Below are 26,532 nucleotides of genomic sequence, written 5' to 3'. Positions count from 1 at the left end.
GTGGCGGGGCCACTTTCGAACTGGCAACGTGACAAATTACTTGCTGCGTGCTGCGCGTTTCGGCAGGAGCGCGGGGCTGACGCCCTGCACACCGACCAGGCCGAGCACGGTGACGAGCGAATTCTGCGCGCCTTTCCATGCATCTGTCACGTCAATCGACTCGGCCAGCGAGTGGAATCCGCCCGACTTGCCGCCGCCGCCGATGATGATGGCCGGGATGCCCAGCGAAATGGGAACGTTCGCATCCGTGCTGCCGCCGCGCAGCAGCGTTTTGTGGCCGAAAGCGCTGTTGGCACGCGTGGCGGCCTCGACGATCACCGAGTCGGGCGCCGTGCGGCCACCCGGGCGGTCGCCGATGAGCTTGGTGCTCACGCTCAGGCTGCTCACGTTCCAGCGCTTGTTCTCTTCTGCCACGGCCTCGTCGAGCGTGGCGAGGATCTTCTTCTCGGTCTCGAGCAGCGAGGCCATGTCGTCCGAGCGGATGTCGATGGCCATGCGCGCATCGGGCGCGATGGTGTTCACCGAGGTGCCGCCGCCGACGGTGCCGACGGTGAAGGTGGTCTTGGGGAAGCTGGGCGTGCGTACCTCGGCGATCTTGGCGATGGCGCGGCCCATGCCGTGGATCGCGCTGGGCACCTGGCCGAAGGCGCCGAAGCTGTGGCCGCCCGGGCCCTTGAAGGTGACTTCGTAGCGGTGGCTCGCGGTGCCGAGCACCAGCACGTGGCCGTCGGGCGAGGGCTCCAGGCCGACCATGCCGTCGATGTCGAGGTGGTCGCGGAAGATGGCCTTCATGCCGCGCAGGTTGCCCAGCTCTTCCTCGCCGACGTTGGCGACGATCATCAGGTCGCCCACGGTCTGGATCTTGTTGTCGTTGAGCACCTTGAGCCATGACAGCAGCACCGACAGGCCGCGCGTGTCGTCACCGATGCCGGGCGCGAAGAGCTTGCCGTCGCGCTCCTTCACCTTGACGTCGGTGCCGGCCGGAAAGACCGTATCGAGGTGCGCCGAGATCAGCAGCTTGGGGCCGTTGCCCGTGCCCTTGCGCAGGCCGATCACGTTGCCCTCGGCGTCGATCTTCGCGTCGGGCAGGCCGAGCGCTTTCAGGCGCGCCAGGAAGGCTTCGGCGCGCTTCTGTTCCTTGAAGGGCGGCGCCTCGATCTCGGTCAGCGTCTTCAGTTCTTCGACCGTGCGTTCGTGGTCGGCCTTGACCGATTCCAGCAGCTTGCGGATCGCGGGCGACGCCATGAGCTGGGTGTAGGCCTGGTCGACCGCGGGGCTGACCTGCGCCGGTGTGGGCGCAACGGCCTGGCTTTGGGCGTGAACGGTGGGCATGGCGCACAGCGCGGCCAGGACAAGGGGGGCGAGACGAAACGCGCGGGATGAACGAGGCATGGGGGGAGCGGTCCTTCCGGGAGGCGGAGTGAACAAGGAAAAACGAAGCGGCCATTGTTCCGCAGGCGCCCGGTGTGCGCCTCGCGGAAAACACCCCCCAAACAGTTCAGGCGCCGACGAGCGACACCAGCGCTGCGAGCGCCGCGGTTTCGGCGCGCAGCACCCGCGCACCGAGCGTGGCCGGTGCGAAGCCGCGCGCGATGGCGTCGTGCTCTTCACTGGCGCTGAGGCCGCCTTCGGGGCCGCTGAGCACGAGCGCGGGTTGCGTAGCGGGTGTCTCTGCGGCCACGGCGGTGACGGCGCGCGTGCCCTCGGCCAGGCTCAGCACCAGTCGCGTCGATGCCGTATCCGCGGCGGCAGCGCCGCCGAGCCAGCCCGCGAAGGACTGCACCGGATGGATCACCGGCACGCGGTTGCGACCGCACTGCTCGCAGGCCGCAACGGCGATGGCTTCCCAGTGCGCCCGCTTCTTCTCGGCGCGTTCGCCCGACAGGCGCAGCACGCCGTGCGCCGTGGCCAGCGGCTGGATGCTGGTCACGCCGAGTTCGGTGGCTTTCTCGACCAGCCAGTCCATGCGCTCGTTGGCCGGCATGCCGACCGCGAGGTGCACGGCGCGGGCCGCTTCACGCTCCACCTGCGTGTGGGCGCCGACCATCACGGCGACCTCGCTGCGCCCCATGCGCTCGACCGTCGCTGCGTACTCGCCGCCCGCGCCATCGAACAGGGTGAGCGTGTCGCCGGGCTGCATGCGCAGCACCTGCACATGGCGCGCGGCGCCCGGCGGCAGCGCCAGGCTGGCGCCGGCGGTCAGCGGCACGGAGCAGTGAAAACGGGGCATGCGATGAGATCAGGAGCTGACTGCGCCCGTGGTGCGGGCGCTACAGCGATTTTCTTTTTCGGCTTTTTTCAGTTTCTCTTCAGACTCGGCCGTAGGCGAAGCCGGTGACGGCCGTGGTGCCCTCGACCTCGTCGATCACGCGCAACAGCGGCTTCAGCTCGATGTAGCGGCTGGCGGTGGCGCGGATGTAAGCGATGAAGCGAGGTGTGTCGGCCAGGTAGCGCGGCTTGCCGTCGCGCAGCGTGAGGCGCGCGAAGATGCCGGCCACCTTGAGGTGGCGCTGCAGACCCATCCATTCGACCGCGCGATAGAAGGCGCCGAAGTCCTCGTCGACCGGCAGGCCGGCCTTGCGCGCGGCGGTCCAGTAGCGGATGGTGATGTCGAGCACGAACTCCTCGTCCCAGCTCAGGAAGGCGTCGCGCATCAGGCTGGCGATGTCGTAGGTGATCGGGCCGTAGACGGCGTCCTGGAAGTCGAGCACGCCCAGCGGCTGGCCGGCGTCGTCGCCCACCATCAGGTTGCGTGGCATGAAGTCGCGGTGCACGTAGACGCTCGGCGACGCGAGGTTGTTCTCGACGATCAGCGCGAAGGCGCGGTCCAGGCGCTCCTTCAGCTGGCCCTCCACGGCCACGCCGCGGTGCTTGCCGATGTACCACTCGGGAAAGAGTGCCAGTTCACGCTCGAGCAGCGCGCGGTCGTAGGGCGGCAGCACGGCGGGCCTGGAGGCCAGCTGCCAGCGGATCAGCGCGTCGATGGCCAGGTCGTAGAGCGGCCGGTTGGCGTCCGGGCGGGCCGGGTCGATCACGTCCAGCATGGTCTGGCGGCCCAGGTCGTCGAGCAGCAGGAAGCCGTGGTCGCGGTCCCATTCGAGCACCTGTGGCGCCGTCACGCCGGCCTCGGTCATCAGCTGCGCCACCTGCACGAAAGGGGCGCTGTTTTCCTTGTCGGGCGGCGCATCCATCACGATGCGCGTGCCGCCGTCGATGGTGTCGAGGCGGAAGTAGCGGCGAAAGCTCGCGTCGGCCGACGCCAGTCGGACGGTGTCCGGGCGCAGTTGCCGGGTGTCGGCAATGCCGGCCAGCCAGCCCCGGAACGCTTCGGCCCGCTGCGGATCTGTCCAGAGAATGGCCTGGGCGGGGTGTGGGGTCGTGGACGCCGGGGTCGAAGGTGCTGTCATGGATAATCAATTCTACAAATCCGCCTGGCGCGGCACCCCTGCTCGAGGTCGATCCGACCGGGCGGGGTGGCTGCCGGACCCCGCAACCCGCCGGCTTGCCGCGCCGTCCCGACGATTTTTCGTTCCGAATCGATGCCTACGACCCCACGCGCTGCCTTGCGACGTTCGAGCCCGCCGCTGCCACTGGCCGTGCTGTCGCTGGCGCTGCTGCACGCGCATGGCGCCTTTGCCCAGCAAGCCGGTGTGCTTGAGGGACCGCTCACGCTGAAGCGCACGCCGCTGCTCACCGAGACGCTGACGCCCGTGCAACGCAGCCAGCTGCCCAGCCTTGTCACCGGCGACCGCATTTCCGGCCGCCCCGACCTCGAGACCGTGGTCGAGGGCAACGCCACGCTGCGCCGTGGCCCGCTCGCCATCACGGCCGACCGCCTCGAGTACTACCAGCCGGACGACCGCGCCAAGGCCACCGGCAACGTGCGGGTCAACCAGGCCGGCAACGTGTACGAGGGCCCCGAGCTGGAGCTCAAGCTCGAGACCTTCGAGGGCTTCTTCAACAACGTGCGCTACCGCTTCCTCGCGACCGGCGGCCACGGCGAGGCCGAGCGCATCGACTTCGTCGACTCCAACGTCTCGATCGCGCGGCGCGCCAGCTACACCACCTGCCGCCGCGAAGACTTTCCCGGCTGGATGCCGGCCTGGCTGCTGACCGCCGCCACGCTGACCACCGACACCGAGGAAAACGAGGGCGTCGCCATCGATGCGCGCATGAGCTTCATGGGCATCACGACGCCGCCGATCCCGCGCGTGACCTTCCCGCTGTCGAACGAGCGCAAGAGTGGCCTGCTGCCGCCCACCATCGGGCTGGACAACACCAACGGCTTCGAGGTCGCACAGCCCTACTACTGGAACATCGCGCCCAACCGCGACGCCACCTTCACGCCCACGCTGATGAGCAAGCGCGGGCTCAACCTGGCCAGCGAATTCCGCTACCTCGAGAAGGACTACAGCGGCAGCATCCGCCTGGACCTGATGGGCAGCGACCGCCTCGTGGGCCAGCGCTACAACGAGGCGCGCGCCGAGCAGCTGCAGAAGCTGAACAACGGCGAGATCGCGCTCAAGGACCTGAACTTCGGCAAGCCGCCCGACAGCAGCAAGCGTTGGGGCCTGTGGCTCAACCATCGCCACGACTTCGACGCCAAGGCGCTGGGCCTGGACTCGCTGTCGGCCAGCCTCACGATCAACCGTGTCAGCGACAACGACTACTGGCGCGACTTCACGCGCACGCCGACGCTTGCGCAGCGCCAGCTGCCGAATGAGGGTGCGGTGAGTTGGACCAAGGGCGACTGGAGCGGCGCCGTACGTGCCCTGCGCTACCAGACGCTGCAGTACAATCTGTCGCCGGTCGTGCCGTCGTACGACCGCATGCCGCAGATCACGGCCAACTACGCCAAGTACGACTGGCACGGCTTCGACGTTTCGCTGAACACCGACTACTCGCGCTTTCGCGTCAACACAATCCTGGCCGGCCAGCCTGGCTTCGATCTGCTCCAGCAGTCGCAGCCCGACGGTGATCGCGTGTTCGCGCAGGCGGCGATCAGCCGGCCGTTCCTCACGCCGAGCTCCTTCGTCATTCCCAAGCTGCAGCTGCACGCGACCTCGTACAACTACTACCTGCCGCAGTCGTCCATTCCGAAGGTGTCGGTCAATGGCATCGACTACGTGAACGGGATGCCGTACAACCCGAGCCAGCTGTACTTCTTCCCGACCTCGTCGAACCGCGTCGTGCCGACCTTCAGCCTGGACAGCGGCCTGGTCTTCGAGCGCGACGCCAGCTACTTCGGCCGCGCCTTCCGCCAGACGCTGGAGCCGCGCGCGTACTACGTGTACACGCCGTACCGCAACCAGAGCATGCTGCCGAACTACGATTCGGCCGCCAACGACTTCAGCTTTGCGACCATCTACACCGAGAACGCGTTCTCGGGCGCGGACCGCATCTCGGACACCAACGCGCTCACGCTGGGCGTCACGTCCCGCCTGATCGACCCGGGCACCGGCGTGGAAGCCGTGCGCTTCGGCATCGCGCAGCGCTTCCGCTTCGCCGACCAGAAGGTCACGCTGCCGGGCGTCGCGCCGGTCACCGACCGCACCAGCGACCTGCTGCTGGGCGCCCAGATCAACTGGACGCCCAAGTGGAGCCTGGACACGCTGCTCCAGTACAACCCCGATTCGCGCCGCTCCACGCGCAGCGCGATCAGCGCGCGCTACAACCCGGGGCCGTACCGCAACCTCAGCGCCGCCTTCCGCTACCAGGCGCCGAGCACGCCCACCGCAACCGACGGCAACAAGTCGATCGACTTCGGCTGGCAATGGCCGCTCAACGACCTGTGGGGCGACAAGGGCAAGGACCTCGGGCCGGGCAAGGGCGAAGGCGGCGGCCGCTGGTACGCCGTGGGCCGCCTGAACTACAGCCTGCAGGACAAGAAGCTCACGGACGGCGTGCTCGGGGTCGAGTACGACGGCTGCTGCTGGATCAGCCGCGTGGTGCTGCAGCGCATCACCACCGGCCAGGTGACGGCCAACACCCGCATCATGTTCCAGCTCGAATTCGTCGGTTTCTCCAGCATCGGGTCGAGCCCGATGCAGGCGCTGCGACAGAACATCCAGCGCTACCAGCCGCTGCGTCAACCGACCGAAGCGCCGAGCCGCTTCACCAATTACGACTGAAACGACGACCGTTCACGCCATGAAACACATCCGTTCCCTCATCACCCTGGGTTGCCTTGCGGCCATCGCCGCAACGGCCGGCGCACAGGGCTTTCGTTCCGGCAGCGGCATCACGGACATCATGCGTGCCGGTCCCCGGATCGTCCCGCCGGCGGCGCGCCCGGCCGGTCCCGCGGCGGCGCCGGTGCAGCGCGCGGCCGAGTACATCGTGGCGCTGGTCAACTCCGAGCCCATCACCAACACCGAGGTGCAGTCGCGTGTCACGCGCCTGATCCGCGAGAACCCGGACGCCGAGCGCGTGCCGCGCGCCGAACTCACGCGCCTCGTGCTGGAGCGCCTGATCACCGAGCGCGCGCAGCTGCAGCTGGCGAAGGAAAACGGCATCAAGGTCGACGACGTGGCGATCGACCAGGCCGAGCAGACCGTGGCCCGCCAGAACGAGATCAGCCTCACCGAGCTGCGCAGCCGCGTGGCGGCCGAGGGCATCTCGCCGCGCGAATTCCGCAACGACCTGCGCGACCAGTTGCTGCTCACGCGCCTGCGCGACCGCGAGGTCGAGTCCAAGGTCAAGATCAGCGACATCGAGGCCGACGAGTACCTGCGCGAACAGCGCGAAAGCGCCGTCAAGAACAACGCCCTGCTCAACCTCAACATCGCCCAGCTGCTGGTGGCCGTGCCCGAGAACGCCACCGAGGCGCAGGTCGCGACCGCGCAGAAGAAGGCCACCGACCTTGCACAGCGCGCGCGCAGCGGCGAAGACTTCGCCAAGCTGGTGCGCGAGAACTCCGACTCGCCCGACCGTGCCAACGGCGGCGCGCTCGGCCTGCGCAGCGCCGACCGTTACCCGCCGGTGTTCGTCGAGGCCACGCAATCGACCGCGGTGAACGGCATCGCCGGGCCTGTGCGCTCGGGCGCCGGCTTCCACGTGCTCAAGGTGCTGACCAAGGCGCAGGTGGGCTCGTCGGATGCGTCCATCACCCAGACCCAGGTGCGCCACATCCTGCTGCTGAACGACCCCAAGCGCACGACCGCGCAGGCGGTGGCGCAGCTGCAGGAATTCAAGCGCCGCGTGCAGGCCGGCACCGCCGACTTCGCCGGCCTGGCGCGCGACAACTCGCAGGACGCGAGCGCCAAGGAAGGCGGCGACCTCGGCTGGTCGCGCCCCGGCCAGTTCGTGCCCGAGTTCGAGGAAGCCATGGACCGGCTTACGCCGGGCCAGATCAGCGACCCCGTGGTGTCGCGCTTCGGTGTCCACCTGATCCAGGTGGTCGGCCGCCGCGAAGCCAAGCTGAGCCAGTCGGAGCAGCGCGAAGCCGCGCGTGCCGCATTGCGTGAGCAGCGCGTCGAAGAAGCCTTCGCCACCTGGGTGCAGGAAGTGCGCGCGCGCGCCTACGTCGAATACCGCGAGACGCCGCAGTCCTGATGGCCGCGGCAGCGTCTTAGGCCGCGATGGCACAGCACATTGCAAGAAAGCGGTTCGGACAGCACTTCCTGTCCGACGGCGGGATCATCGACGGGATCGTGCAGGCGATCGCGCCGCAGCCCGGCGATGCGATGGTCGAGATCGGGCCGGGGCTGGCGGCGCTCACGCAGCCGCTGGTCGAGCGGCTCGGCCGGCTCACGGTCATCGAGCTCGACCGCGACCTGGCCAAGCGGCTGCGCGAACATCCGCAGCTGGATGTCATCGAGTCGGACGTGCTCAAGGTCGACTTCGCCGAACTCGCGGCCAAGGCCGAACCGAAACCGCTGCGCGTGGTGGGCAACCTGCCTTACAACATCTCGACGCCGATCCTGTTCCACCTGCTGGGCTATGCCCACCTGATCGCCGACCAGCACTTCATGCTGCAAAAGGAAGTGATCGACCGCATGGTGGCCTGGCCCGCCACCTCGGACTACAGCCGCCTGAGCGTGATGCTGCAGTGGCGCTACGACATGGAGAACGTGCTGTTCGTGCCGCCCGAGAGCTTCGACCCGCCGCCGCGCGTGGACAGCGCCGTGGTGCGGATGGTGCCGCTCGCGCAGCCGCCGGCGGTCGATGCGGCGCGGCTCGGCGAGATCGTGCAGGTCGCCTTCAGCCAGCGCCGAAAGATCCTGCGGCACACGCTGGGCAAGTGGCTGGGGGAGCACGGCTTCACCGGCGAGTTCGACATCCAGCGCCGGGCCGAGGAGGTGCCGGTGGCCGAATACGTTGCACTGGCCCAGGCCGTTCCCCCATGAAAAAAGCCCGTCGACGACGGGCTTTTTTGTGGCGGCGAGCGGTTGCAGTTACGCAGCTGCCAGCCAGTACCCCGCATTGAAGGGGCTGCTCATGCGCAGCGCCAGGGGCGACACGTCGACGAGCTTGTCGGTCGGCATTTTCTCGCCGGCCGGCTCGGTGCTGGCGGCGGGCGTGGCCGCGGCGGCTGCCGTGGCGGTGGTGTTGACTTCGATGCCATCGAGGGTTTCAGCGGTCGGCTGAGCCTCGTTCGCCCGTTCTGCTTGGCTGGTAGATGCAGAACGGGCTACAGAAAAGAATAGAAGCAGCGGAACGGGACCTTGCGATCACCCCAGTAGTCCGAAGCGTCGCGGAAGATGTCGAGCAGTTGCTCGCGTGCTTCCTTGTCGAACTTGGCGTTGGCCGGAATCTGTTCGAGCACGATGACGAAACCAGGCTGCGGGCCCGATTTATGCAACGGGTCGGTCATGCAGTCGTACAGCGCGTCGAAGTTCTTGCCGAAGTGCGCCGGGAAGGTGAACTGCTGGGCAATCAGGTCGAGCACGTCCTGCTTGGTCTGGGCGTTGCCCAGGTTGGCGTACAGGAAGTGCTGGCCGGCCGCGTTGGCGGCATCCTGCAGGTCGTTCACGCGGAACGCGCGGATCGATTGCACGATGTTCGGGCGTACGGCTCGAAGGGATAAGGTCATATCCGCTGGTCTTTCCATAGTCATCATCATCTCGTCGGGGCGCTTCGGGGCGCCGCTCAGGTCGTTGTCATCGCTCATGGCGCAATCCGTCTGAAACTCGCATAGTGGTCCGCCGTGTACCAGCAGGCTTCGGGCGCCGTGCGCTGCTCGCCACCGCAAACGATCCGCCGGGCACCGCGGTTGCGCGCGCCGGGCGTTGGCACCGTGTACTCGCGGTAATGCCCGCGGCGTGCCGCTGGCAGGATGCGTTCGCGATTGCCGAATACCGTGCCGTCTTTGTCGTACCGGAAGGGGCCACCGTCAAGGATGGCCTGGTAGGTTCGCTGGCCCTGGACCGGCAGATCGGTCAGGGCAATCGATGCCTCGGAGGACGTTTTGTCGGCGCCGAACCATCCGCGGGCCTCGGCCCCCGTCGTCAGAGCCACCAGCATCAAGCTGGTGAGCGCAAACTTAGTGACAGAGGACGTGATCGAGGCGTAAGCCGCCATGGGGCACCACAAGAAAAGAGCGGGGGTTTGAATTGCGCTCAACCTCGGGGTTAACCCGCAAATTCAAGCCCGCGAGTGTGCACCACGCTGGCGAAAATAGCAAGCGACTGCCCAAAGTTTGAGCAGTCGCGGGGGCAGAAAGCGACGCCTTAAGTTGGCGTCCACTCTCGCCAAATGGCCTATCTCTCGGCGTTTGCGTCGGCCACTGTCAAGGCTGTCATGTTCACGATGCGGCGAACAGTCGCGCTCGCCGTGAGAATGTGCACAGGTTTGGCCGCGCCGAGCAGAACCGGGCCGATGGCGATGTTGCCGCCGGCCGCGGTCTTGAGCAGGTTGTAAGAAATGTTGGCGGCGTCGATGTTGGGGAACACCAGCAGGTTGGCGTCGCCCGCGAGCGCGCTGTGCGGCATGACGACCGCGCGCTGCTTGCTGTCCAGGGCCACGTCGCCGTGCATTTCGCCGTCCACTTCGAGCCAGGGCGCCTGCACGCGCAGCAGGTCGAGCGTCTTGCGCATCTTGACGGCGCTGGGTTCGTTGCTGGTGCCGAAGTTGGAGTGCGACAGCAGCGCGGCCTTCGGCTTGAGGCCGAAACGCATCATTTCCTCGGCCGCCATGGTCGTGATCTCGGCCAGTTCCTCGGGCGTCGGGTCGTAGTTGACGTGCGTGTCGACCAGGAACACCTGGCGGTCGGGCAGCAGCAGGCCGTTCATGCAGGCGTACACCGGCACGTCCTGGGGGGTGCTGGCGCAGCCGCCGGGGCGCTTGCCGATCACCTGGTCGATGTAGTGCAGGTGGATCAGCGTGGTGCCCCAGGTGCCGCAGATCATGCCGTCGACCTCGCCCTTGTGCAGCAGCATGGCGCCGATCAGCGTGAGGCGGCGGCGCATCTCGATCTTGGCGGTCTGCACCGTCTGGCCCTTGCGCTCGGTCATGCGGTGGTAGGTCTGCCAGAAGTCGCGGTAGCGGTGGTCCTGCTCGACGTTGACGACGTCGTAGTCGAGCTCTTCCTTCAGGCGCAGGCCGAACTTCTCGATGCGCTGGGCGATGATGGCCGGACGGCCGATCAGCGTCGGGCGCGCCAGGCCTTCGTCCACCACGATCTGCGCGGCGCGCAGCACGCGCTCTTCCTCGCCTTCGCAGTAGGCCACGCGCTTCTTCGGCGCGCGCTTGGCGGCGTCGAAGATCGGCTTCATGGTGGTGCCCGAGGCGTAGACGAAGCTCTGCAGCTTGTCGCGGTAGGCGTCCAGGTCCTTGATGGGGCGCAGCGCCACGCCGCTTTCCTCGGCCGCCTTGGCCACGGCCGGGGCGATCTTCATCATCAGGCGCGGGTCGAAGGGCTTGGGAATCAGGTATTCGGGGCCGAAGCTCAGCTTTTCACCGGCGTAGGCGGCGGCCACGCGCTCGCTCTGCTCGGCCTGGGCCAGCTCGGCGATGGCGTGCACCGCGGCAATCTCCATCTCGTCGGTGATGGTGGTGGCACCCGAGTCGAGCGCGCCGCGGAAGATGTACGGGAAGCACAGGACGTTGTTGACCTGGTTCGGGTAGTCGGTGCGGCCCGTGGCCATGATCACGTCGTTGCGCACCGCATGGGCGTCTTCGGGCGCGATCTCGGGGTTCGGGTTGGCCAGCGCGAAGATCACGGGCTTGGGCGCCATCTTGGCGACCATTTCGGGCTTGAGCACGCCGCCGGCCGACAGGCCGAGGAACACGTCGGCGCCGGCGATCACTTCCGACAGCTTGCGCATGTCGGTCTTTTGCATGTACTGGCGCTTGTCGTCGTCCATCAGCTCTTCGCGGCCTTCGTAGACCACGCCGGCCAGGTCGGTGACGAACACGTTCTCGCGCTTCAGGCCCACCTTGAGCAGCAGGTTCAGGCAGGCCAGCGCCGCGGCGCCCGCGCCCGAGGTGACCAGCTTCACTTCGGCGATGTTCTTGCCGGCCACCTTCAGGCCGTTCAGCATGGCGGCCGCCACGGTGATGGCCGTGCCGTGCTGGTCGTCGTGGAACACCGGGATCTTCATGCGCTTGCGCAGCTCGCGCTCGACGTAGAAGCAGTCCGGGGCCTTGATGTCTTCCAGGTTGATGGCGCCGAAGGTGGGCTCCAGCGAGGCGATGATCTCGACCAGCTTGACCGGGTCCTTCTCGTCGATCTCGATGTCGAACACGTCGACGCCGGCGAATTTCTTGAAGAGAACGCCCTTGCCTTCCATCACCGGCTTGGAGGCCAGCGGGCCGATGTCGCCCAGGCCCAGCACGGCGGTGCCGTTGGAAATGACACCCACGAGGTTGCCGCGCGAGGTGTACTTGAAGGCGTTGGCCGGGTCCTTGACGATTTCCTCGCAGGGCGCGGCCACGCCGGGCGAGTAGGCCAGCGACAGGTCGCGCTGGTTGACCATCTGCTTGGTCGCCGCGATGGCGATCTTGCCGGGGACGGGAAACTCGTGGTACTCGAGGGCGGCACGGCGCAACAGGGCGCGCTTGTCTTCCGGGGTGGGGGTCGAAGGGGACGATGCGGTCGAATCGGACATGTGCCGTTGCTCCTGGTGGCGCTTCTTCTGGGGGCGCCGATTGTAGACCTCGGTCCATACCGCCCTACGCCGCATGGCCGGTGGCAGGCATGACCAAAAGCACGGGGCACCGTCAAGGCCCTGTGGCAATATGTACGGCTGGGACACAAACCGACAACATCTCGAGAGGAACGACCATGGCCCTGATGGATTTCATCAAGAAACAGTTCATCGACATCATCCAGTGGACCGAGTCCGGCGATGGCACGCTGGCCTGGCGTTTCCCGATGGCCGAGATGGAAATCCAGAACGGTGCCTCGCTCACCGTGCGCGAGTCCCAGATGGCGGTGTTCGTCAACGAAGGCCAGGTGGCCGACGTGTTCGGCCCCGGCATGTACAAGCTCACGACGCAGACGCTGCCCGTGCTCACGTACCTGAAGAACTGGGACAAGCTCTTCGAATCTCCCTTCAAGAGCGACGTCTATTTCTTCAGCACCCGCCAGCAGGTCGACCAGAAGTGGGGCACGCCCCAGCCGATCACGATCCGCGACAAGGACTTCGGCGCCGTGCGCCTGCGCGCCTTCGGCAACTACAGCTTCCGCATCGGCGACCCGAAGCTGTTCCACACCGAAATCTCTGGCACGCGCGACATCTACTCCGTGGCCGACCTCGACGGCCAGCTGCGCGGGCTGGTGCTGCAGAACATCAGCAACGCCATCGCCTCCAGCGGCCTGCCCTTCCTCGACCTGGCGGCCAACCAGATCCAGTTCGCGACCGCGCTGGCCACCCAGCTGGTGCCCGAGTTCGAGAAGATCGGCATCAAGCTCGAGAACATCACGGTCCAGAACGTCTCGCTGCCCGAAGAGCTGCAGAAGATCCTCGACCAGAAGATCGGCATGGGCATGGTCGGCAACGACATGGGCAAGTTCATGCAGTACCAGACGGCGCAGGCCATCCCCAAGTTCGCCGAAGGCGCAGCCGGTGGCAGCGGCATCGCGGGCGACGCGATGGGCCTGGGCGCCGGCGTGGCGCTCGGCCAGGTGCTGGCGCAGAACCTCGCGCAGGGCCTGAGCCCCAATGCGGCGGCCCAGGCCGCGGCCACGACGCAGCAGCCGGCCGTGGCCGTGGTGAGCGCCGCCGACGTGATGACCACGCTCGAGAAGCTCGGCGAACTCAAGACCAAGGGCATCCTCACGCAGGAAGAGTTCGACGCCAAGAAGGCCGAACTGCTGAAAAAGCTCGTCTGATTCGTCGCAATGTTTTCGATAGCGACTGACGCCCGCCCAGCGGGTGTCAGAGGCCTTTTTGGCTTGAATCATTCGTGGCCGGCCGCGCCATCGCACCCGGTGCGCCATGGCTGAGGAAACCGGCTCCCAACGCTACTACCGCGCGCCCTGCCCCGGCTGCGGCGCGCCGGTCGAATTCCGCTCGGCGCAATCGACGCACGCGGTCTGCCCGTACTGCCAGAGCACCGTCGTGCGCCAGGGCGACACGCTCGCGCGCACCGGCAAGATGGCCGAGCTGTTCGACGACTTCAGCCCGCTGCAGCTGTTCGCCGCCGGCCGCATCCAGGACAAGCCCTTCACGCTGATCGGCCGGCTGCAATACACCTACCCTGGCGGGCGCTGGACCGAGTGGATCGCCGCGCTCGACGGCGACCGCACCGGCGTCCTCAGCGAGGACAACGGCGCCTACGTCTTCGCGCTGCCCTTCGACCTGCAGCGCGCCGCGCCGCCGCCGGCCGACCTGCGCGTGGGCGCCACCACCGCCTTCGCGGGGCAGAGCTACACCGTCGCCTCCAACGAACAGGTGGCGCTGACCTCCGCGCAGGGCGAGTTGCCGCACCTGCCCGAGCTCGGCCAAGCGTTCGCGATGGTCGAACTGCGCAACGACAAGGGGCTGGTGCTCAGCATCGACTACGGCACCGCCCCGCCCACGGCCTACCTCGGCCGCTCGGTGCAGCTTGACGACCTGCAGCTCACCGGCCTGCGCGACGAATCCGCGAAGGACGAAAAGGGCCGCAGCTTCAACTGCCCGAATTGCGGCTCGCCCGTCACGGTCAACCTGGCCGACAGCAAGAGCATCACCTGCGGCTCGTGCAACAGCATCATCGACCTGTCGCAAGGCATCGGCGGCGAGCTCAAGCACGCCGAGCAGAACGAGCCGGTGCGCCCGCTCATCGCGCTGGGCAGCATGGGCCAGTTGCAGGGCGCGCAGTGGCAGGTGGTGGGCTTCCAGCACCGCATGGGCCAGGAGCCCGGCGACGACGAGCAGTTCGGCTGGGACGAGTACCTGCTGTACAACAAGAAGCGCGGCTTCAGCTTCCTGGTCGATGCCGAAGACGGCTGGAGCATGGTCAAGCCGACCACCGGCGCGCCCGTGATGGCCGAGAACGGCACCACCGCCACCTACCTCAACAAGCGCTACCAGCAGCAGTACGCCTACAACGCCGAGACCACCTACGTGGCCGGCGAGTTCTACTGGCAGGTCGAGCGCGGGCAGAAGACCTTCAACCGCGACTTCGCCAGCGGCGGCGCGCTGCTCTCGATGGAGCGCTCGGCCAACGAGCTGACGTGGTCGTCGGGCAGCAAGATCGACAGCGGCGCGGTGGCCACGGCCTTCAAGCTCGACGCCAAGAAAGACCTGTTCTCGCGCGGCGACGCGCTGCCCGTGAGCGCCGCGTCGGGCATGGGCTGCGGCACGATCATCCTCGTCATCGTGGTCATCCTCTTCGTGCTGATCATGATGAGCAACTGCAGCGGCGGCTCCTCGAGCGGGTACCGCAGCTCGGGCGGTTCGTACGGCGGCTATTCGAGCGGCGGCGGCCACAAATGACGAAGATCGCGCGCAGGCGCTCTCTTGTTTCTCTCTTTATTGCTACGACTGGAGGTCCCCATGGGAATTGAATGGCTGAAACCGGGCGTGGTCCTCGGATCGCTCGTGTATGCGCTGATCGGCGTGGTGGTCTTCTGGATCTGCTTCTTGATCATCGACAAGATCACCCCCTATGACCTGTGGGGCGAGATCGTCGAGAAGCAGAACAGGGCGCTGGCGCTCGTCGTGGCCGCCATGTGCCTCGGCATCAGCGTCATCGTGGCCGCAGCAATCCATTGAGCGACGCGGCCCTGCCCGCGCGCACCCCGGATGCGCGGGGGCCGCAACCCGTGGAGATCGCGCTGCTCGCCAGCGTGTTCGTCGTCGCGGCCTGCGGCCTCGTCTACGAACTGAGCGCGGCCGCGCTGAGCTCCTACCTGCTCGGCGACTCGGTGCTGCAGTTCAGCACCATCATCGGCACCTACCTGTTCGCCATGGGCGTCGGCTCGTGGCTCTCGCGCTACTTCGACCGGCAGCTGCCGGCGCACTTCCTTCGCATCGAACTGCTCGTGGCGCTGATCGGCGGCGCGCTGCCGGCGATCCTGTTCCTGGCCAACGCCTACGTGCCGGGCGCGTTCCGGCTGCTGCTGTACGGCCTCGTGGTGGTGGTAGGCACGCTGGTGGGGCTCGAGATTCCGCTGGTGATGCGCATCCTCAAGCGCAACATCGTGCTCAAGGACCTCGTGTCGCAGGTGCTGACCTTCGACTACCTGGGCGCGCTCGCCGTGTCGGTCGCGTTCCCGCTGATCCTCGTGCCGCAGCTGGGCATGATCCGCACCGGCCTGCTGTTCGGCGTGATGAACGCCGCGGTGGCCGTGTGGGCGCTGTGGCTGTTCCGCCATGAGCTGCGCCGCGCCGGCGCGCACGCGGTGGCCTGCTTTCTCACGCTGGCCGCGCTCATCGGCGCCTTCTGGGGCGCCGACCACATCACCACGCTGGCGGAAGACAAGTTCTATCAGGACCGCATCGTCTTCAGCGCCAGCTCGCCCTACCAGCGCATCGTGGTCACGCGCGGCGCGCTGGGCCACCGGCTGTTCCTCAACGGCAACCTGCAGTTCGCCGAGCGCGACGAGTACCGCTACCACGAGGCGCTGGTGCACCCCGCGATGGCCGCGCACGGCGCGCCCAAGAAAGTCGCCGTGCTCGGCGGCGGCGATGGCATGGCGGTGCGCGAGATCCTCAAGTACCCCTCGGTCGAGTCGGTCACGCTGGTGGAGCTCGATCCGAACATGACGCAGCTCTTCACCACGCACGAGACGCTGGCCGCGCTCAACGGGCACGCGCTCTCGTCGCCGAAGGTGAAGGTCGTCAACACCGACGCGTTCCAGTGGCTGCAGCAGGAGGGCGACACCTTCGACGTCATCGTGGTCGACTTTCCCGATCCCACCAACTTCGCCATCGGCAAGCTCTACACCAACAGCTTCTACGCGCTGCTCGACCGGCGCCTGTCGGCCAGCGGCTACGCCGTGATCCAGACCACCTCGCCGCTGGTCGCACGCAAGAGCTACTGGACCGTGGCAAGCACCATCGAGTCGGTCGGCCTGAAGGCCACGCCGTACCACGCGCACGTGCCCAGCTTCGGCGAATGGGGCTACATCATCGCCAGCCACCGGCCCTACCGGCTGCCCGACGCGCTGCCGGGCGGCATGCGCTTTCTCACGCCGGCAACGCTGCCTTTGATGTTCGACTTTCCGCTCGACATGGCGCGCGTGCCAACCGAAGTGAACCGCCTGTCGAACCAGACCTTGGTCACCACCTACGAGCAGGAGTGGGGCAAGGTCATGGCGCACTGATATGGCTCGCCCCCAGGCTGCGCGCACTTCGTGTCGCTTCGCCAACCCCCTGCCGGGGGCGACACCTGCGGCCCGGCAAAGCCGGTTCCGCGGTGTTCCACGAAGGAACCGTGTGCCATGAGGCGTCGTGGCTTTCTTGGCGTCGCTGCCGGTGCAGGCGCCCTGGCGCTGGCCGGCTGCGAGGCGCCGCCGCCGCCCATCGAAGGCGGCTTCACCGGCATCGATGTCGCGCGCGGCCACGCCATGCGCGACGCCACGCTCAAGTCGCAGGCCCCGGCCACCGTCAAACGCACCCGCGTCGTCATCGCGGGTGGTGGCGTCGCCGGCCTGGCGGCGGCGCGCGCGCTGCGCCTCGCGGGCATCGACGACTTCGCGCTGCTCGAACTCGAAGACACCGCCGGCGGCAACGCGCGCGGCGGCTCGGTCGGCGGCATCGCCTGCCCGCTCGGCGCGCACTACCTGCCCACGCCCGGCGACGACGCGCACGAGGTGCAGGACCTGCTCGAGGAACTCGGCCTGCGCCGTCGCGTGGCCGGCCGCTGGACGTATGACGAGCGCCACCTCTGCCACAGCCCGCAGGAACGCCTGTTCTTTCGCGGCGAATGGCAGGACGGGCTGCTGCCCGTGCACGACGTGGGCGACGGCACGCACGCGCAGTACCGCCGCTTCGCGCAGCGCATCGACGCCCTGCAGCACGCCGCCCACTTCGCCATTCCCACGCTGCGCTTCGCCGTCACGCCCGAGCTGCTCGCGCTCGACGCCCTGCCCTTCGCGGGCTGGCTCGACCGCGAAGGCTTCGACGATGCCCACCTGCGCTGGTACCTCGACTACTGCTGCCGCGACGATTACGGCGCCGGCATCGCACAGGTGTCGGCCTGGGCCGGCATCCACTACTTCGCAAGCCGGCACGGCTTCCATGCGCCCGGTGACGCGAGCGGGAGCGTCAACGACAGCAACCCCGATCGCGACGGCGTGCTCACCTGGCCCGAAGGCAACGGCTGGCTCACCAAGCAGCTGGCCGCACCGCTGGGCGCGCGCCTGCACACCGGCCAGGTCGTCACGCGCATCGCCGCAGGGCGCGCGGGCGTCGAGGTCGATGCGTGGGATGCCGCGTCGAAATCGATGGTGCGCTGGCAGGCCGAGCGCTGCATCGTCGCGCTGCCCGTCTTTATCGCCGCGCGCGTGGTCGAGAACCCGCCGGCGCTGCTGACGAGCGCCGCCGTGCACGTGCGCTACGCCCCGTGGCTGGTCGCCAACGTGCACCTGCGCGGCCCGCTGGTCGACCGCGTCGGCGCTGCGCCGAGCTGGGACAACGTGATCTACGGCACGCGTGGCCTTGGCTACGTCGATGCGCGCCACCAGACGCTCGACCCCACGCCGCGCGGCACCGTGCTCAGCTGGTACCGCCCGCTGGGCCCGAGCGGCTACGACACCGGCGACGGCCGCCAGCTGCTGCTCGAGCGCCCGTGGACCGCATGGCGTGACGAGCTGCTGGCCGAGCTGTCGGTGCCGCACCCCGACCTGCCCGCGCTCGCCACGCGCGTCGAGATCACGCGCTACGGGCACGCCATGTCGATCCCGCGGCCGGGCCTGCTCGCGCAGATCGGCGCGCATGGCGACCGCGTGGCCGCCGGCCGGCTGTCGTTCGCGCACGCGGACTGGTCGGGCTATTCGATCTTCGAGGAAGCCTTCACGCGCGGCCACATCGCCGGAGCCAGCGTCGCATGAAGACGCTGGTGCTCGGCGGCTACGGCAACTTCGGCGCGCGCATCAGCCGCGCACTGGCGCAGGACCCGGGCATCGAGTTGTGGGTCGGCGGGCGCGACCTCGAACGGGCCACGGCCTTCGCGCAATCGCTGGGCGGCAGTGCACGCGGTGTGCGCGTCGATGCACAGTCGCCCGATCTCGCGCAGGGCCTGGGCTTCCTGGGCGTCGACCTCGTCATCCACACCGCGGGCCCGTTCCAGGGCCAGGACTACCGCGTGCCGCAGGCCGTGGCGGCCGCCGGCGCGCACTACATCGACCTGGCCGACGGCCGGCGCTTCGTCTGCGACTTTCCCGCCGCGATGGACGCGGCCTTCCGCAGTGCGGGCCGCACCGCCGTGACCGGCGCCAGCACCGTGCCGGCGCTGTCGTCGGCGGTGGTCGATCACCTCGCCGCCGGCTGGCAAAGCCTGCGCAGCATCGACATCTGCATCGCGCCAGCACAGGGCGCACCGCGCGGCGAGGCCACGCTGGCGGGCGTACTGGCCTACTGCGGCGCGCCGATCCGCGTCTGGCAGGGCGGCCGCTGGACCGAGCAGCCCGGCTGGGCCCATCCCGCGAAGGTGCAGTTCGCCCGCATGAAGCCGCGTCGCGGCGCCTTGTGCGACATCCCCGATCTCGAACTCTTTCCGGCGCGCTACGCCGGCGTGCAGTCGGTCATGTTCCGCGCCGCACTCGAAGTCGGCCTGACCCAGCGGGCCTTCGCCTTCCTGGCCTTCCTGCGCCGCGCGGGCCTGCTGCGCGCACCGCAGAAGCTGGCGCCGCTGCTGCACGCGACGGGCGGCGTGTTTGATGCGTTCGGCACCGCGCTGGGTGGCATGGTGGTGCGGGTCGAAGGCACCGATGCGCACGGCGCCATCGCGCGCCGCGCTTGGCACATCGCGGCCGACGACAACCACGGCCCCGAGATTCCCTGCATGGCCGCCATCCTGCTGGCGCGGCGGCTCGCGCGCGGCGAGGCGCTGCCGGTGGGCGCGCACGCCTGTGCCGGCCTGCTCGCGTTGCCCGAGTTCGACCCCGAGTTCGCGCGCTGGGGCATGGTGACGGATGTGATCGACGAAGGGGCGCCCGCGCCATGACGCGCTCTGCTGCCGACGGCGACGACCGCCTGCTGCGCCTGAGCCTCGTCGCCGTCTGGCTCTTCACCGCCGTCGCCAGCATCGTCGAGCTCGACGGCCAGAGCCGCCGCGTGCTGGCCGACGCGGGCATCGCCTCGCCGCCGTGGCTGGTGCAGGCGCTGATCGTCGGCGGCGCGGCGGCCGATCTCGCGATCGGCCTGGCGCTGTGGCTGCGACCCGGCCGCACCGTCTACCTGGCCGCCTTCGCGTTGATGCTCGCCATGACGCTCGTGGCGACCGTGCTGCAGCCGGACCTGTGGCTGCATCCGCTCGGCCCGCTGCTCAAGAACCTGCCCATCGCCGCGCTGCTCTGGCACCTGTACCGGCGGCGCGCCACGCCATGAACACCTACCTCGTCCTCAAGTGGCTGCACATCGTCTCCAGCGTGCTGATGGTCGGCACGGGGCTGGGCTCGGCCTTCTACATGTTCTTTGCCAACCGCAGCGGCAGCGTGCCGGCGCAGGCGGTGGTGAGCCGGCTGGTGGTGCGTGCGGACTGGTGGTTCACCACGCCCACGGTCATCCTGCAGCCGGTCACCGGCTTCGCGCTGGCCCACATGGCGGGCTGGCCGCTCTCGACGCCGTGGCTGGCGGTGTCGCTGGGGCTCTTCATGTTCGCGGGCTTCTGCTGGCTGCCGGTGGTGTGGCTGCAGATCCGCATGGCGGCGATGGCCGGACAGGCGCACCGGGACGCGATGCCGCTGCCGCCGCTGTATGCGCGCTATCAACGCTATTGGGAGTGGCTCGGCTACCCGGCCTTCGTGGCCATGGCCATCGTGTTCTGGCTGATGGTGAACAAGCCCGCCATTCCGTTTTGATTTGAACCGGGCCGGTGCGCGGGCCTGTGCGGTTTTCACGCAGACTTCACACACAGCGCCATGGCTTCACAGACCGGGCAGAGACTGTCAGGCGCCAACAAAAACATCGGGGGAGCGTCCATGCTTCAAGTTGCCAATCGAAAACTCGCGTCGCTCAGCGACGTGCTCTTCACCGGACTGGGCCGCGTGCTCGGGTTCCTGCGTCCGCTGGCACGCGGACTCATCGGTTCCTGGCGACCCCCGGGGTGGCTGCGCATCGTGGGCGCCTTTCTTCTCTTCGGGCTGCAGTGGCTGCAGCAACGGCTGGCCTGGGTGGTGCTGCTGGCACTGCTGGTGCTGGCCGGCTGGTTCGCCAGCCCGCAGGTGCTGAAGTGGTGGCACGGCCTCACGCCCGACCGCGTCGAGCCCGTCGTTTCCACCGCGCAGATCGTGCCGCCGCCGCGCACGCAGATCGAAAACGACAAGGGGCCCAACCCGGTCGTCATCAACTTCTCCGCCTCGGTCGCGCCGATCGCGCGCATCGGCCAGGAGGCGACCGGCGTCACCATCGAGCCCGCCATTGCGGGGCGCTGGTCGTGGAGCAGCCAGAAGAAGCTCGAATTCCTTCCCGCGCAGGATTGGCCGGTCGGCCAGCCCTACAAGGTGCAGCTCTCGAAGGACGCGCTTGCGCCGCACATCGAGATCGAGCAGCGCAAGTACGAGTTCACCTCGCCCGAATTCAGCGCGCGCATCGCGGGCGCGGAGTTCTACCAAGACCCGGTGCAGGCCAACGTGCGGCGGGCGCTCTTCCAGGTGCGCTTCTCGCACCCCCTGAACACGGCAGAGTTCGAAAAGCGCCTGGTGCTGAGCTATGACCAGGCCTGCGGCACCTCGATCTTCAGCGTGGGCAAGTGCGCGAGCGAGAAGTTCACTGTCAGCTACGACAAGCTGCGCCTCACCGCCACCCTTCAGTCCGAGCCGCTGCCCATTCCCGAGAAGACGCGCCCCGTGGTGCTCAGCCTCACCTCCGGCGCGGTCGCGCAGAAGGGCGGCCCCGGCCAGCGCAGCGACCTCTCGCGCGCGGTCGACATCCCCGGCCTCTTCAGCCTCGACATCTCGAGCATCGACCCCACCATCGTCACGGGCGAGAACGGCGAGCCCGAGCATGTGATGCACGTCACCGCCTCGATGCCGGTGCACGAGCGCGAAATGGCGCGCGTGGTGCAGGCCTGGCTGCTGCCCGCCACGGAAGAAGCCAAGGGGGACCCGGAAGAAAAGTTCGACTGGTCCGCCGACCCCTCGAAGGTCACCGACGCCGTGCTGCGCCGTGCGAAGAAGATCAACCTGCAGCCCATCGCCAGCGAACGCGAAGTGACCGAGATGGTCAGCTTCCGCCTCCCGCAGGCCGAGGGTGGCCGCTACCTGCTGGTGCGCGTGGCCAAGGGCCTGAAGACGCCGGGCGGCTACCAGCTCGGCGCGGCGCGGCAAGACGTGCGCCTGCTCAAGACCTTCGCGCCCGAGCTCACCATCATGAGCCAGGGCTCGCTGCTCGCGCTCTCGGGTGAACGCAAGCTGCCGATCCTGGTGCGCGACCTGCCGGGCATCCGCCTGGAAATCGGACGCCTGCTGCCGCAGCAGCTGCAGCACCTGGTCACGCAGACCAACGGCGACTTCGCGCATCCGCAGTTCAACAGCGGCCTGCAGTCGGACAACCTCGTCGACCGCTTCCAGAAGGAAATTCCGCTCAGCATTCCCGCCGGCAAGGCGCACTACGAGACCGTCGATTTCGCGCAGTACCTGCGAAGCGACGTGGCCGACCGCCGCGGCGTGTTCCTGCTCAAGGTGCAGGGCTTCGACCCCAAGGCCAAGAAGAAGGCCGAAGGCGATGCGGCGCAGGCCCAGCCCGAAGAGGAACAACAGGAAGAACAGCCCTCGGAAGGCGAAGGCGACCCCGAAAGCGGCAACCCCGAAGACCAGAAGGACCAGCGCCTGGTGCTCGTCACCGACCTGGGCATCGTCGCCAAGAAGTCGCTCGACGGCACGCGCGACGTGTTCGTGCAGAGCATCGCCAACGGGCAGCCCGTGGCCGGCGCATTGGTCGAGGTGTGGGGCCGCAACGGCATGATCGTCGCGTCGCAGTCCACCGACGCCACGGGCGCCGCCAAGCTGCCCAACCTCGCGGGCTACCAGCGCGAGAAAGCGCCCGTGGTGCTGGTGGTGCGCAAGGACGGCGACCTGAGCTTCCTGCCCTTCAACCGCAGCGACCGCACGCTCGACATCTCGCGCTTCGACGTCGGCGGCCTGCGCGCGGCCGGCGTGCCGAACCAGATGACCGCCTACGTGTTCAGCGACCGCGGCATCTACCGCCCGGGCGACACGATGCACATCGCGATGATGGTCAAGGCCGGCAACTGGGCCACGTCGCTGCGCGACCTGCCGCTCGAGGCCGAGATCATCGATGCGCGCGGCCTCAGCGTGCGCCGCGAGAAGCTCAAGCTCGGCCCCGGCGGCGCGGCGGAAATCGCCCACGCCACGCAGGACACCTCGCCCACCGGCAACTACACCGTCAACCTCTACCTGCCGCGCGAATCCTCGCCCGGCAACCCCGAGGTGCAGGGCCTGCTGATCGGCAGCACCACGGTGAAGGTGCAGGAGTTCCTGCCCGACCGCACCAAGGTCGTCGCCAAGCTCAGCAGCGAGGTCGCCGAGGGCTGGGTCAGGCCCAAGGACCTGAAGGCGCTCATCGACGTGCAGAACCTCTTCGGCACGCCCGCGCCCGACCGCAAGGTCGAAGGCACGCTCACGCTGAGCCCGGCCTTCCCGGTGTTCCGCGCGTTCGCCGACTACGCCTTCTTCGATCCGCAGCGCGCCACCGAGAAACAGGTCGACGACCTGGGCAGCGTGCAGACCAGTGCCGAAGGCAAGGCCGAGTTCGACCTGCGCCTCTCGCGCTTCGACGCCGCCACCTACCAGGTGCACGTGCTCGCCAAGGCCTTCGAGCCCGAGGGCGGGCGCAGCGTCTCGGCCGAGGCGCAGACGCTGGTGAGCGACATGCCCTACCTCGTGGGCGTGAAGGTCGACGGCGATACCAGCTACGTGAGCAAGGGCGCCGCGCGCAATGCGACCGTGATCGCGATCGACCCGCAGGCCAAGAAGACGGCCGTGGACGCCCTGAAGATCGAGCGCGTGGAGCGCAAGGTGCTGTCGGTGCTCGTGAAGCAGGACAACGGCCTCTACCGCTACGAGTCGCGCAAGAAGGAGATCGTGATCGACGAGAAGCCCTTCGCCATTGCCGCGGGCGGCAACACCGTGGCGCTCAACACCGCGGCGCCCGGCAACTTCGCCTACGTGGTGCGCGATGCCGGCGGCATGGAACTCAACCGCGTCGAGTACAGCGTGGCGGGCAACGCGAACGTTTCGCGCTCGCTCGACCGCAACGCCGAGCTGCAGCTCACGCTGGACCGCAAGGACTACGAGCCGGGCCAGGAGATCGAGATCAGCATCCGCGCGCCGTACGTCGGCGCCGGCCTGATCACCATCGAGCGCGACAAGGTCTATGCCCACGCATGGTTCAAGACCGACAAGACCGCCTCGGTGCAGAAGATCGTGCTGCCCAAGGACTTCGAGGGCACCGGCTACATCAACGTGCACTTCGTGCGCGACCCGGCCTCGGACGAGGTCTACATGAGCCCGCTGTCGTACGGCGTCATTCCCTTCGCCACGAGCCTTGCGAAGCGCACCGCGAACCTTCAGCTCACCAGCAGCGAACTGGTGAAGCCCGGGCAGACGGTGAAGATGAAGCTCACCAGCGACAAGCCCACGCGTGCCGTGCTGTTCGCGGTGGACGAAGGCATCCTGCAGGTGGCGCGCTACAAGACGCCCGATCCGCTCAAGCACTTCTTCCAGAAGCGGGCGCTCGAAGTGGGCACCCTGCAGACACTCGACCTGATCCTGCCGGAGTTCAAGAAGCTCATGCAGGGTGCCGCGCCCGGCGGCGACGGCGAAGGCGAGCTCGGCAAGCACCTGAACCCGTTCAAGCGCAAGCGCGACAAGCCGGTGGCCTACTGGTCAGGGCTGGTCGATGTGAACGGCAGCCGCGAGTTCAGCTACACCGTGCCCGAGAGCTTCAACGGCAGCCTGCGCGTGATGGCCGTCGCGGTGAACGACGAGACCACCGCCGCCAAGAGCACCCGCACCGTGGTGCGCGGCGACATGGTGATATTGCCGAACGCACCGCTCGCGATGGCGCCCGGCGACACCGTTGAAGTGGGCGTGGGCCTTGCGAACAACATCGTGGGTTCGGGCAAGGACGTGCCCATTGCGCTCACGCTCACCGCTGCGGGCGGGCTCGAAGTGGTGGGCGATGCGACGCAGACGCTCAAGGTCAACGAGCGCGGCGAAGCGAGCACCAGGTTCAACGTGCGCGCCAAGCCGGGCGAGCAGGCGGTGCTGGGGTCATCGGCGCTGGTGTTCACCTCGACGCACAAGACCTTCAGCGCGCGCCTGTCGACCGAAGTGAGCGTGCGGCCCGCATCGCCGTTCGTCACGCTGGTGCAGGCGGGCAGCTTCCAGCGCGCGGGCGAGCTGAGCAGCAAGGCCGACCTGTACCCGAACTTCCGCAAGAGCGATGTCGCGGTGTCCGCCGCGCCGTGGGCCTTCGCGACCGGCCTCATGCAGTACCTGGAGGTGTACCCGCACGGCTGCACCGAGCAGATCACGAGCCAGACCTTCCCGGCCGTGCTGCTGTCGGGCCGACCCGAGCTGGTGAAGGAAATGGCGCGCGGCCGCACGCCCGAGCAGGGCCCGATGCCCGAGGCGCGCAAGACCTTCGAGCGCTACCTCGTGCAACTGCGCGCACGGCAGACGGCCGATGGCGGCTTCTCGCTGTGGCCCGGCGCGGGCACCGACCCGTTCGCCACGCTCTACGCGGTGCACCTGCTCATCGAAGCCAAGGACCACAAGCTGCCCGTGCCGCAAGACCTGCTGCAGAAGGCGAACACGTACCTGCAGGGCTGGCTCGGCAGCAGCGACACCTCGCTCGACGGCTGGCGCCAGCGCACGCAGGCGGCCTACCTGCTCACGCGCCAGGGCATCATCGCGCCGGCCGCCTTGGCCAACCTGCGCGAAGCCTGGCGCAACAAGCAGACGCAAGGCTGGAGCGACGACCTCGGTGCCGTGTACCTCGCCGCGAGCTACCAGCTCGTGAAGCAGGAGCAAGTGGCCAACGAGCTGCTCAACCCGGTGTGGTCCGACCTGCTCGCGCGCACCGAGAAGAAGCAGCGCCGCAACGTGTGGGGCGCCTACTACGACCCGCTGGTGCACGACAGCATGACGCTGCACCTGGTGGGCCGCCACTTCCCTTCGCGCCTGAAGACGCTGAAGCCCGAAGTGTGGGAGGGCATGGGCGCGATGGTGCGCGACGGTTGGTACAACAGCCTGTCGTCGGCCTCGATGCTGCTTGCGGTCGATGCGTACTTCGAAGCGGTGGCGCAGAACGCCGAGGGCAAGCTCACGGCGCAGAGCGTCAACGCGCAAGGGCAGGCCGCGGCGCTCGCGCTGGGTTCGGTGAACCCGATCACGCGTGCCGCGGTGCCCGCCGGCACGGCCAGGCTCAAGCTGTCGAACGACAGCGACTTCAACCTGTACTACAGCTGGGCCGAACAGGGCTTCGAGCGCAACGTGCCCACCACGCCGGTGAACCAGGGCCTGGAGATCTTCCATGAAGTGCTCGATGCCAAGGGCAACCCGATCACCAAGGCGAAGCTTGGCGAAGAGGTCACCGTGCGGGTGCGCGTGCGCAGTCTGGAGCGCGCGCAGCTCAACGACGTGGCGCTGGTCGACCTGCTGCCCGGCGGCCTGGAGCCGGTGCTGCAGGCCGTGGGCGACGACCAGGAAGCCAATGCCGATGCGCCGATCTGGAAGAAGCGCCTGGGTGGCGGCGGTTCGTGGAAGGTGCAGTACGCCGACATCCGCGAGGATCGCGTGGTGTTCTACGGCGCCGTCGACAAGAACCTGCTCGAAGTGACCTACAAGGCGCGTGCCACCAACGTCGGCGACTTCGTGGTGCCTGCGGCGTACGGCGAGGCGATGTACGACCGGCGCGTGTATTCGCGCTCGGCGGGTGCGCGCTTCCAGGTCGTCGCGAACTGACGCCAGGC

At 68.2% G+C, this 26,532-nt stretch carries 19 protein-coding genes; 13 read left to right on the top strand and 6 right to left on the bottom strand.

The features are described from left to right. Nucleotides 1-36 precede the first annotated feature (36 nt). The 3 genes from ACAM42_RS33625 to ACAM42_RS33615 all read right to left on the bottom strand — a co-directional run bounded on the left by ACAM42_RS33625 (nt 37) and on the right by ACAM42_RS33615 (nt 3,407). Entirely contained in the window at nt 37-1,392 is a 1,356-nt protein-coding gene (locus ACAM42_RS33625; RefSeq protein ID WP_369630729.1) for a M20/M25/M40 family metallo-hydrolase, read from the bottom strand. A 106-nt stretch (nt 1,393-1,498) separates the two neighbouring features. Continuing rightward, complete coding sequence (locus ACAM42_RS33620; RefSeq protein ID WP_095747364.1) at nt 1,499-2,230, bottom strand: 16S rRNA (uracil(1498)-N(3))-methyltransferase; 732 nt, start codon at nt 2,228-2,230, stop codon at nt 1,499-1,501. A 79-nt stretch (nt 2,231-2,309) separates the two neighbouring features. Continuing rightward, nucleotides 2,310-3,407 (bottom strand): aminoglycoside phosphotransferase family protein, encoded by a 1,098-nt coding sequence (locus ACAM42_RS33615; RefSeq protein ID WP_369630728.1) that lies wholly within the window; start codon nt 3,405-3,407, stop codon nt 2,310-2,312. Between the two features lie 132 nt (nt 3,408-3,539). Between ACAM42_RS33615 and ACAM42_RS33610 the strand changes: the two genes are divergently transcribed. The 4 genes from ACAM42_RS33610 (at nt 3,540) to ACAM42_RS33595 (ending at nt 8,589) form a co-directional block, all read left to right on the top strand. Then, nucleotides 3,540-6,131, top strand: coding sequence for an LPS-assembly protein LptD (locus tag ACAM42_RS33610; protein WP_369630727.1), 2,592 nt, complete (start codon nt 3,540-3,542; stop codon nt 6,129-6,131). A 19-nt stretch (nt 6,132-6,150) separates the two neighbouring features. Continuing rightward, nucleotides 6,151-7,554: a peptidylprolyl isomerase gene (locus ACAM42_RS33605; RefSeq protein ID WP_070063345.1), complete on the top strand. Its 1,404-nt coding sequence runs from the start codon at nt 6,151-6,153 to the stop codon at nt 7,552-7,554. 26 nt (nt 7,555-7,580) lie between these two features. Further along, the gene (gene rsmA / locus ACAM42_RS33600; RefSeq protein WP_369630726.1) at nt 7,581-8,348 is read left to right on the top strand and encodes a 16S rRNA (adenine(1518)-N(6)/adenine(1519)-N(6))-dimethyltransferase RsmA; all 768 of its coding nucleotides are present in this window, start codon (nt 7,581-7,583) and stop codon (nt 8,346-8,348) included. Nucleotides 8,349-8,424: 76 nt separating this feature from the next. After that, nucleotides 8,425-8,589: a hypothetical protein gene (locus tag ACAM42_RS33595; RefSeq protein ID WP_190276597.1), complete on the top strand. Its 165-nt coding sequence runs from the start codon at nt 8,425-8,427 to the stop codon at nt 8,587-8,589. 43 nt (nt 8,590-8,632) lie between these two features. On the opposite strand, the gene ACAM42_RS33590 is transcribed toward ACAM42_RS33595, so the two are convergent. The 3 genes from ACAM42_RS33590 to ACAM42_RS33580 form a co-directional block, all read right to left on the bottom strand. After that, nucleotides 8,633-9,058 carry a barstar family protein gene (locus ACAM42_RS33590; RefSeq protein ID WP_095747788.1) on the bottom strand — a complete coding sequence of 142 codons (426 nt, stop codon included), beginning with the start codon at nt 9,056-9,058 and terminating at the stop codon, nt 8,633-8,635. A 50-nt stretch (nt 9,059-9,108) separates the two neighbouring features. After that, nucleotides 9,109-9,522 carry a ribonuclease domain-containing protein gene (locus ACAM42_RS33585; RefSeq protein ID WP_056574987.1) on the bottom strand — a complete coding sequence of 138 codons (414 nt, stop codon included), beginning with the start codon at nt 9,520-9,522 and terminating at the stop codon, nt 9,109-9,111. Between the two features lie 179 nt (nt 9,523-9,701). Continuing rightward, on the bottom strand, nt 9,702-12,050 hold the full coding sequence (locus ACAM42_RS33580) for an NADP-dependent malic enzyme (protein WP_062473579.1): 2,349 nt from the start codon (nt 12,048-12,050) through the stop codon (nt 9,702-9,704). Between the two features lie 176 nt (nt 12,051-12,226). Between ACAM42_RS33580 and ACAM42_RS33575 the strand changes: the two genes are divergently transcribed. From ACAM42_RS33575 to ACAM42_RS33535, 9 genes are all read left to right on the top strand, one after another. After that, nucleotides 12,227-13,276, top strand: a complete 1,050-nt coding sequence (locus tag ACAM42_RS33575; protein WP_062473577.1) for an SPFH domain-containing protein — start codon at nt 12,227-12,229, stop codon at nt 13,274-13,276. A 106-nt stretch (nt 13,277-13,382) separates the two neighbouring features. Continuing rightward, a complete protein-coding gene (locus ACAM42_RS33570; protein ID WP_369630725.1) occupies nt 13,383-14,864 on the top strand; it encodes a DUF4178 domain-containing protein in 1,482 nt (493 codons plus the stop codon). Between the two features lie 60 nt (nt 14,865-14,924). After that, on the top strand, nt 14,925-15,143 hold the full coding sequence (locus ACAM42_RS33565; protein WP_062473571.1) for a DUF350 domain-containing protein: 219 nt from the start codon (nt 14,925-14,927) through the stop codon (nt 15,141-15,143). An 11-nt stretch (nt 15,144-15,154) separates the two neighbouring features. Then, nucleotides 15,155-16,696 (top strand): polyamine aminopropyltransferase, encoded by a 1,542-nt coding sequence (locus ACAM42_RS33560; protein WP_307582708.1) that lies wholly within the window; start codon nt 15,155-15,157, stop codon nt 16,694-16,696. Nucleotides 16,697-16,813: 117 nt separating this feature from the next. Continuing rightward, nucleotides 16,814-18,424, top strand: a complete 1,611-nt coding sequence (locus ACAM42_RS33555; RefSeq protein WP_369630724.1) for an FAD-dependent oxidoreductase — start codon at nt 16,814-16,816, stop codon at nt 18,422-18,424. Continuing rightward, nucleotides 18,421-19,539 (top strand): saccharopine dehydrogenase family protein, encoded by a 1,119-nt coding sequence (locus ACAM42_RS33550; protein ID WP_369630723.1) that lies wholly within the window; start codon nt 18,421-18,423, stop codon nt 19,537-19,539. The genes ACAM42_RS33555 and ACAM42_RS33550 overlap by 4 nt, the downstream gene beginning before the upstream one ends. After that, entirely contained in the window at nt 19,536-19,922 is a 387-nt protein-coding gene (locus tag ACAM42_RS33545) for a DoxX-like family protein (RefSeq protein WP_369630722.1), read from the top strand. Before ACAM42_RS33550 ends, ACAM42_RS33545 begins: the two co-directional genes overlap by 4 nt. Beyond that, a complete protein-coding gene (locus ACAM42_RS33540; RefSeq protein WP_176661165.1) occupies nt 19,919-20,395 on the top strand; it encodes a DUF2269 domain-containing protein in 477 nt (158 codons plus the stop codon). The genes ACAM42_RS33545 and ACAM42_RS33540 overlap by 4 nt, the downstream gene beginning before the upstream one ends. Before the next feature lie 120 nt (nt 20,396-20,515). Beyond that, on the top strand, nt 20,516-26,524 hold the full coding sequence (locus tag ACAM42_RS33535; RefSeq protein ID WP_369630721.1) for an alpha-2-macroglobulin: 6,009 nt from the start codon (nt 20,516-20,518) through the stop codon (nt 26,522-26,524). Nucleotides 26,525-26,532: the final 8 nt, after the last annotated feature.

Origin of the sequence: Variovorax sp. V35, from assembly GCF_041154465.1 — a bacterium.
Classification (GTDB): Bacteria; Pseudomonadota; Gammaproteobacteria; order Burkholderiales; family Burkholderiaceae_C; genus Variovorax; species Variovorax boronicumulans.
The sequence above is the reverse complement of the archived record's forward strand: the minus strand, read 5'-3'. Positions and strand labels throughout refer to the sequence as shown.

Bases quoted from the DNA above. Each gene is read 5' to 3' on its own strand.
- ACAM42_RS33610 (WP_369630727.1), top strand. From the start codon at position 3,540: ATGCCTACGACCCCACGCGCTGCCTTGCGACGTTCGAGCCCGCCGCTG.
- ACAM42_RS33535 (WP_369630721.1), top strand. From the start codon at position 20,516: ATGCTTCAAGTTGCCAATCGAAAACTCGCGTCGCTCAGCGACGTGCTC.
- ACAM42_RS33545 (WP_369630722.1), top strand. From the start codon at position 19,536: ATGACGCGCTCTGCTGCCGACGGCGACGACCGCCTGCTGCGCCTGAGC.
- ACAM42_RS33570 (WP_369630725.1), top strand. From the start codon at position 13,383: ATGGCTGAGGAAACCGGCTCCCAACGCTACTACCGCGCGCCCTGCCCC.
- ACAM42_RS33625 (WP_369630729.1), bottom strand. From the start codon at position 1,392: ATGCCTCGTTCATCCCGCGCGTTTCGTCTCGCCCCCCTTGTCCTGGCC.
- rsmA (WP_369630726.1), top strand. From the start codon at position 7,581: ATGGCACAGCACATTGCAAGAAAGCGGTTCGGACAGCACTTCCTGTCC.
- ACAM42_RS33575 (WP_062473577.1), top strand. From the start codon at position 12,227: ATGGCCCTGATGGATTTCATCAAGAAACAGTTCATCGACATCATCCAG.
- ACAM42_RS33615 (WP_369630728.1), bottom strand. From the start codon at position 3,407: ATGACAGCACCTTCGACCCCGGCGTCCACGACCCCACACCCCGCCCAG.
- ACAM42_RS33540 (WP_176661165.1), top strand. From the start codon at position 19,919: ATGAACACCTACCTCGTCCTCAAGTGGCTGCACATCGTCTCCAGCGTG.
- ACAM42_RS33550 (WP_369630723.1), top strand. From the start codon at position 18,421: ATGAAGACGCTGGTGCTCGGCGGCTACGGCAACTTCGGCGCGCGCATC.
- ACAM42_RS33585 (WP_056574987.1), bottom strand. From the start codon at position 9,522: ATGGCGGCTTACGCCTCGATCACGTCCTCTGTCACTAAGTTTGCGCTC.
- ACAM42_RS33590 (WP_095747788.1), bottom strand. From the start codon at position 9,058: ATGACTATGGAAAGACCAGCGGATATGACCTTATCCCTTCGAGCCGTA.
- ACAM42_RS33565 (WP_062473571.1), top strand. From the start codon at position 14,925: ATGGGAATTGAATGGCTGAAACCGGGCGTGGTCCTCGGATCGCTCGTG.
- ACAM42_RS33580 (WP_062473579.1), bottom strand. From the start codon at position 12,050: ATGTCCGATTCGACCGCATCGTCCCCTTCGACCCCCACCCCGGAAGAC.
- ACAM42_RS33605 (WP_070063345.1), top strand. From the start codon at position 6,151: ATGAAACACATCCGTTCCCTCATCACCCTGGGTTGCCTTGCGGCCATC.
- ACAM42_RS33555 (WP_369630724.1), top strand. From the start codon at position 16,814: ATGAGGCGTCGTGGCTTTCTTGGCGTCGCTGCCGGTGCAGGCGCCCTG.
- ACAM42_RS33620 (WP_095747364.1), bottom strand. From the start codon at position 2,230: ATGCCCCGTTTTCACTGCTCCGTGCCGCTGACCGCCGGCGCCAGCCTG.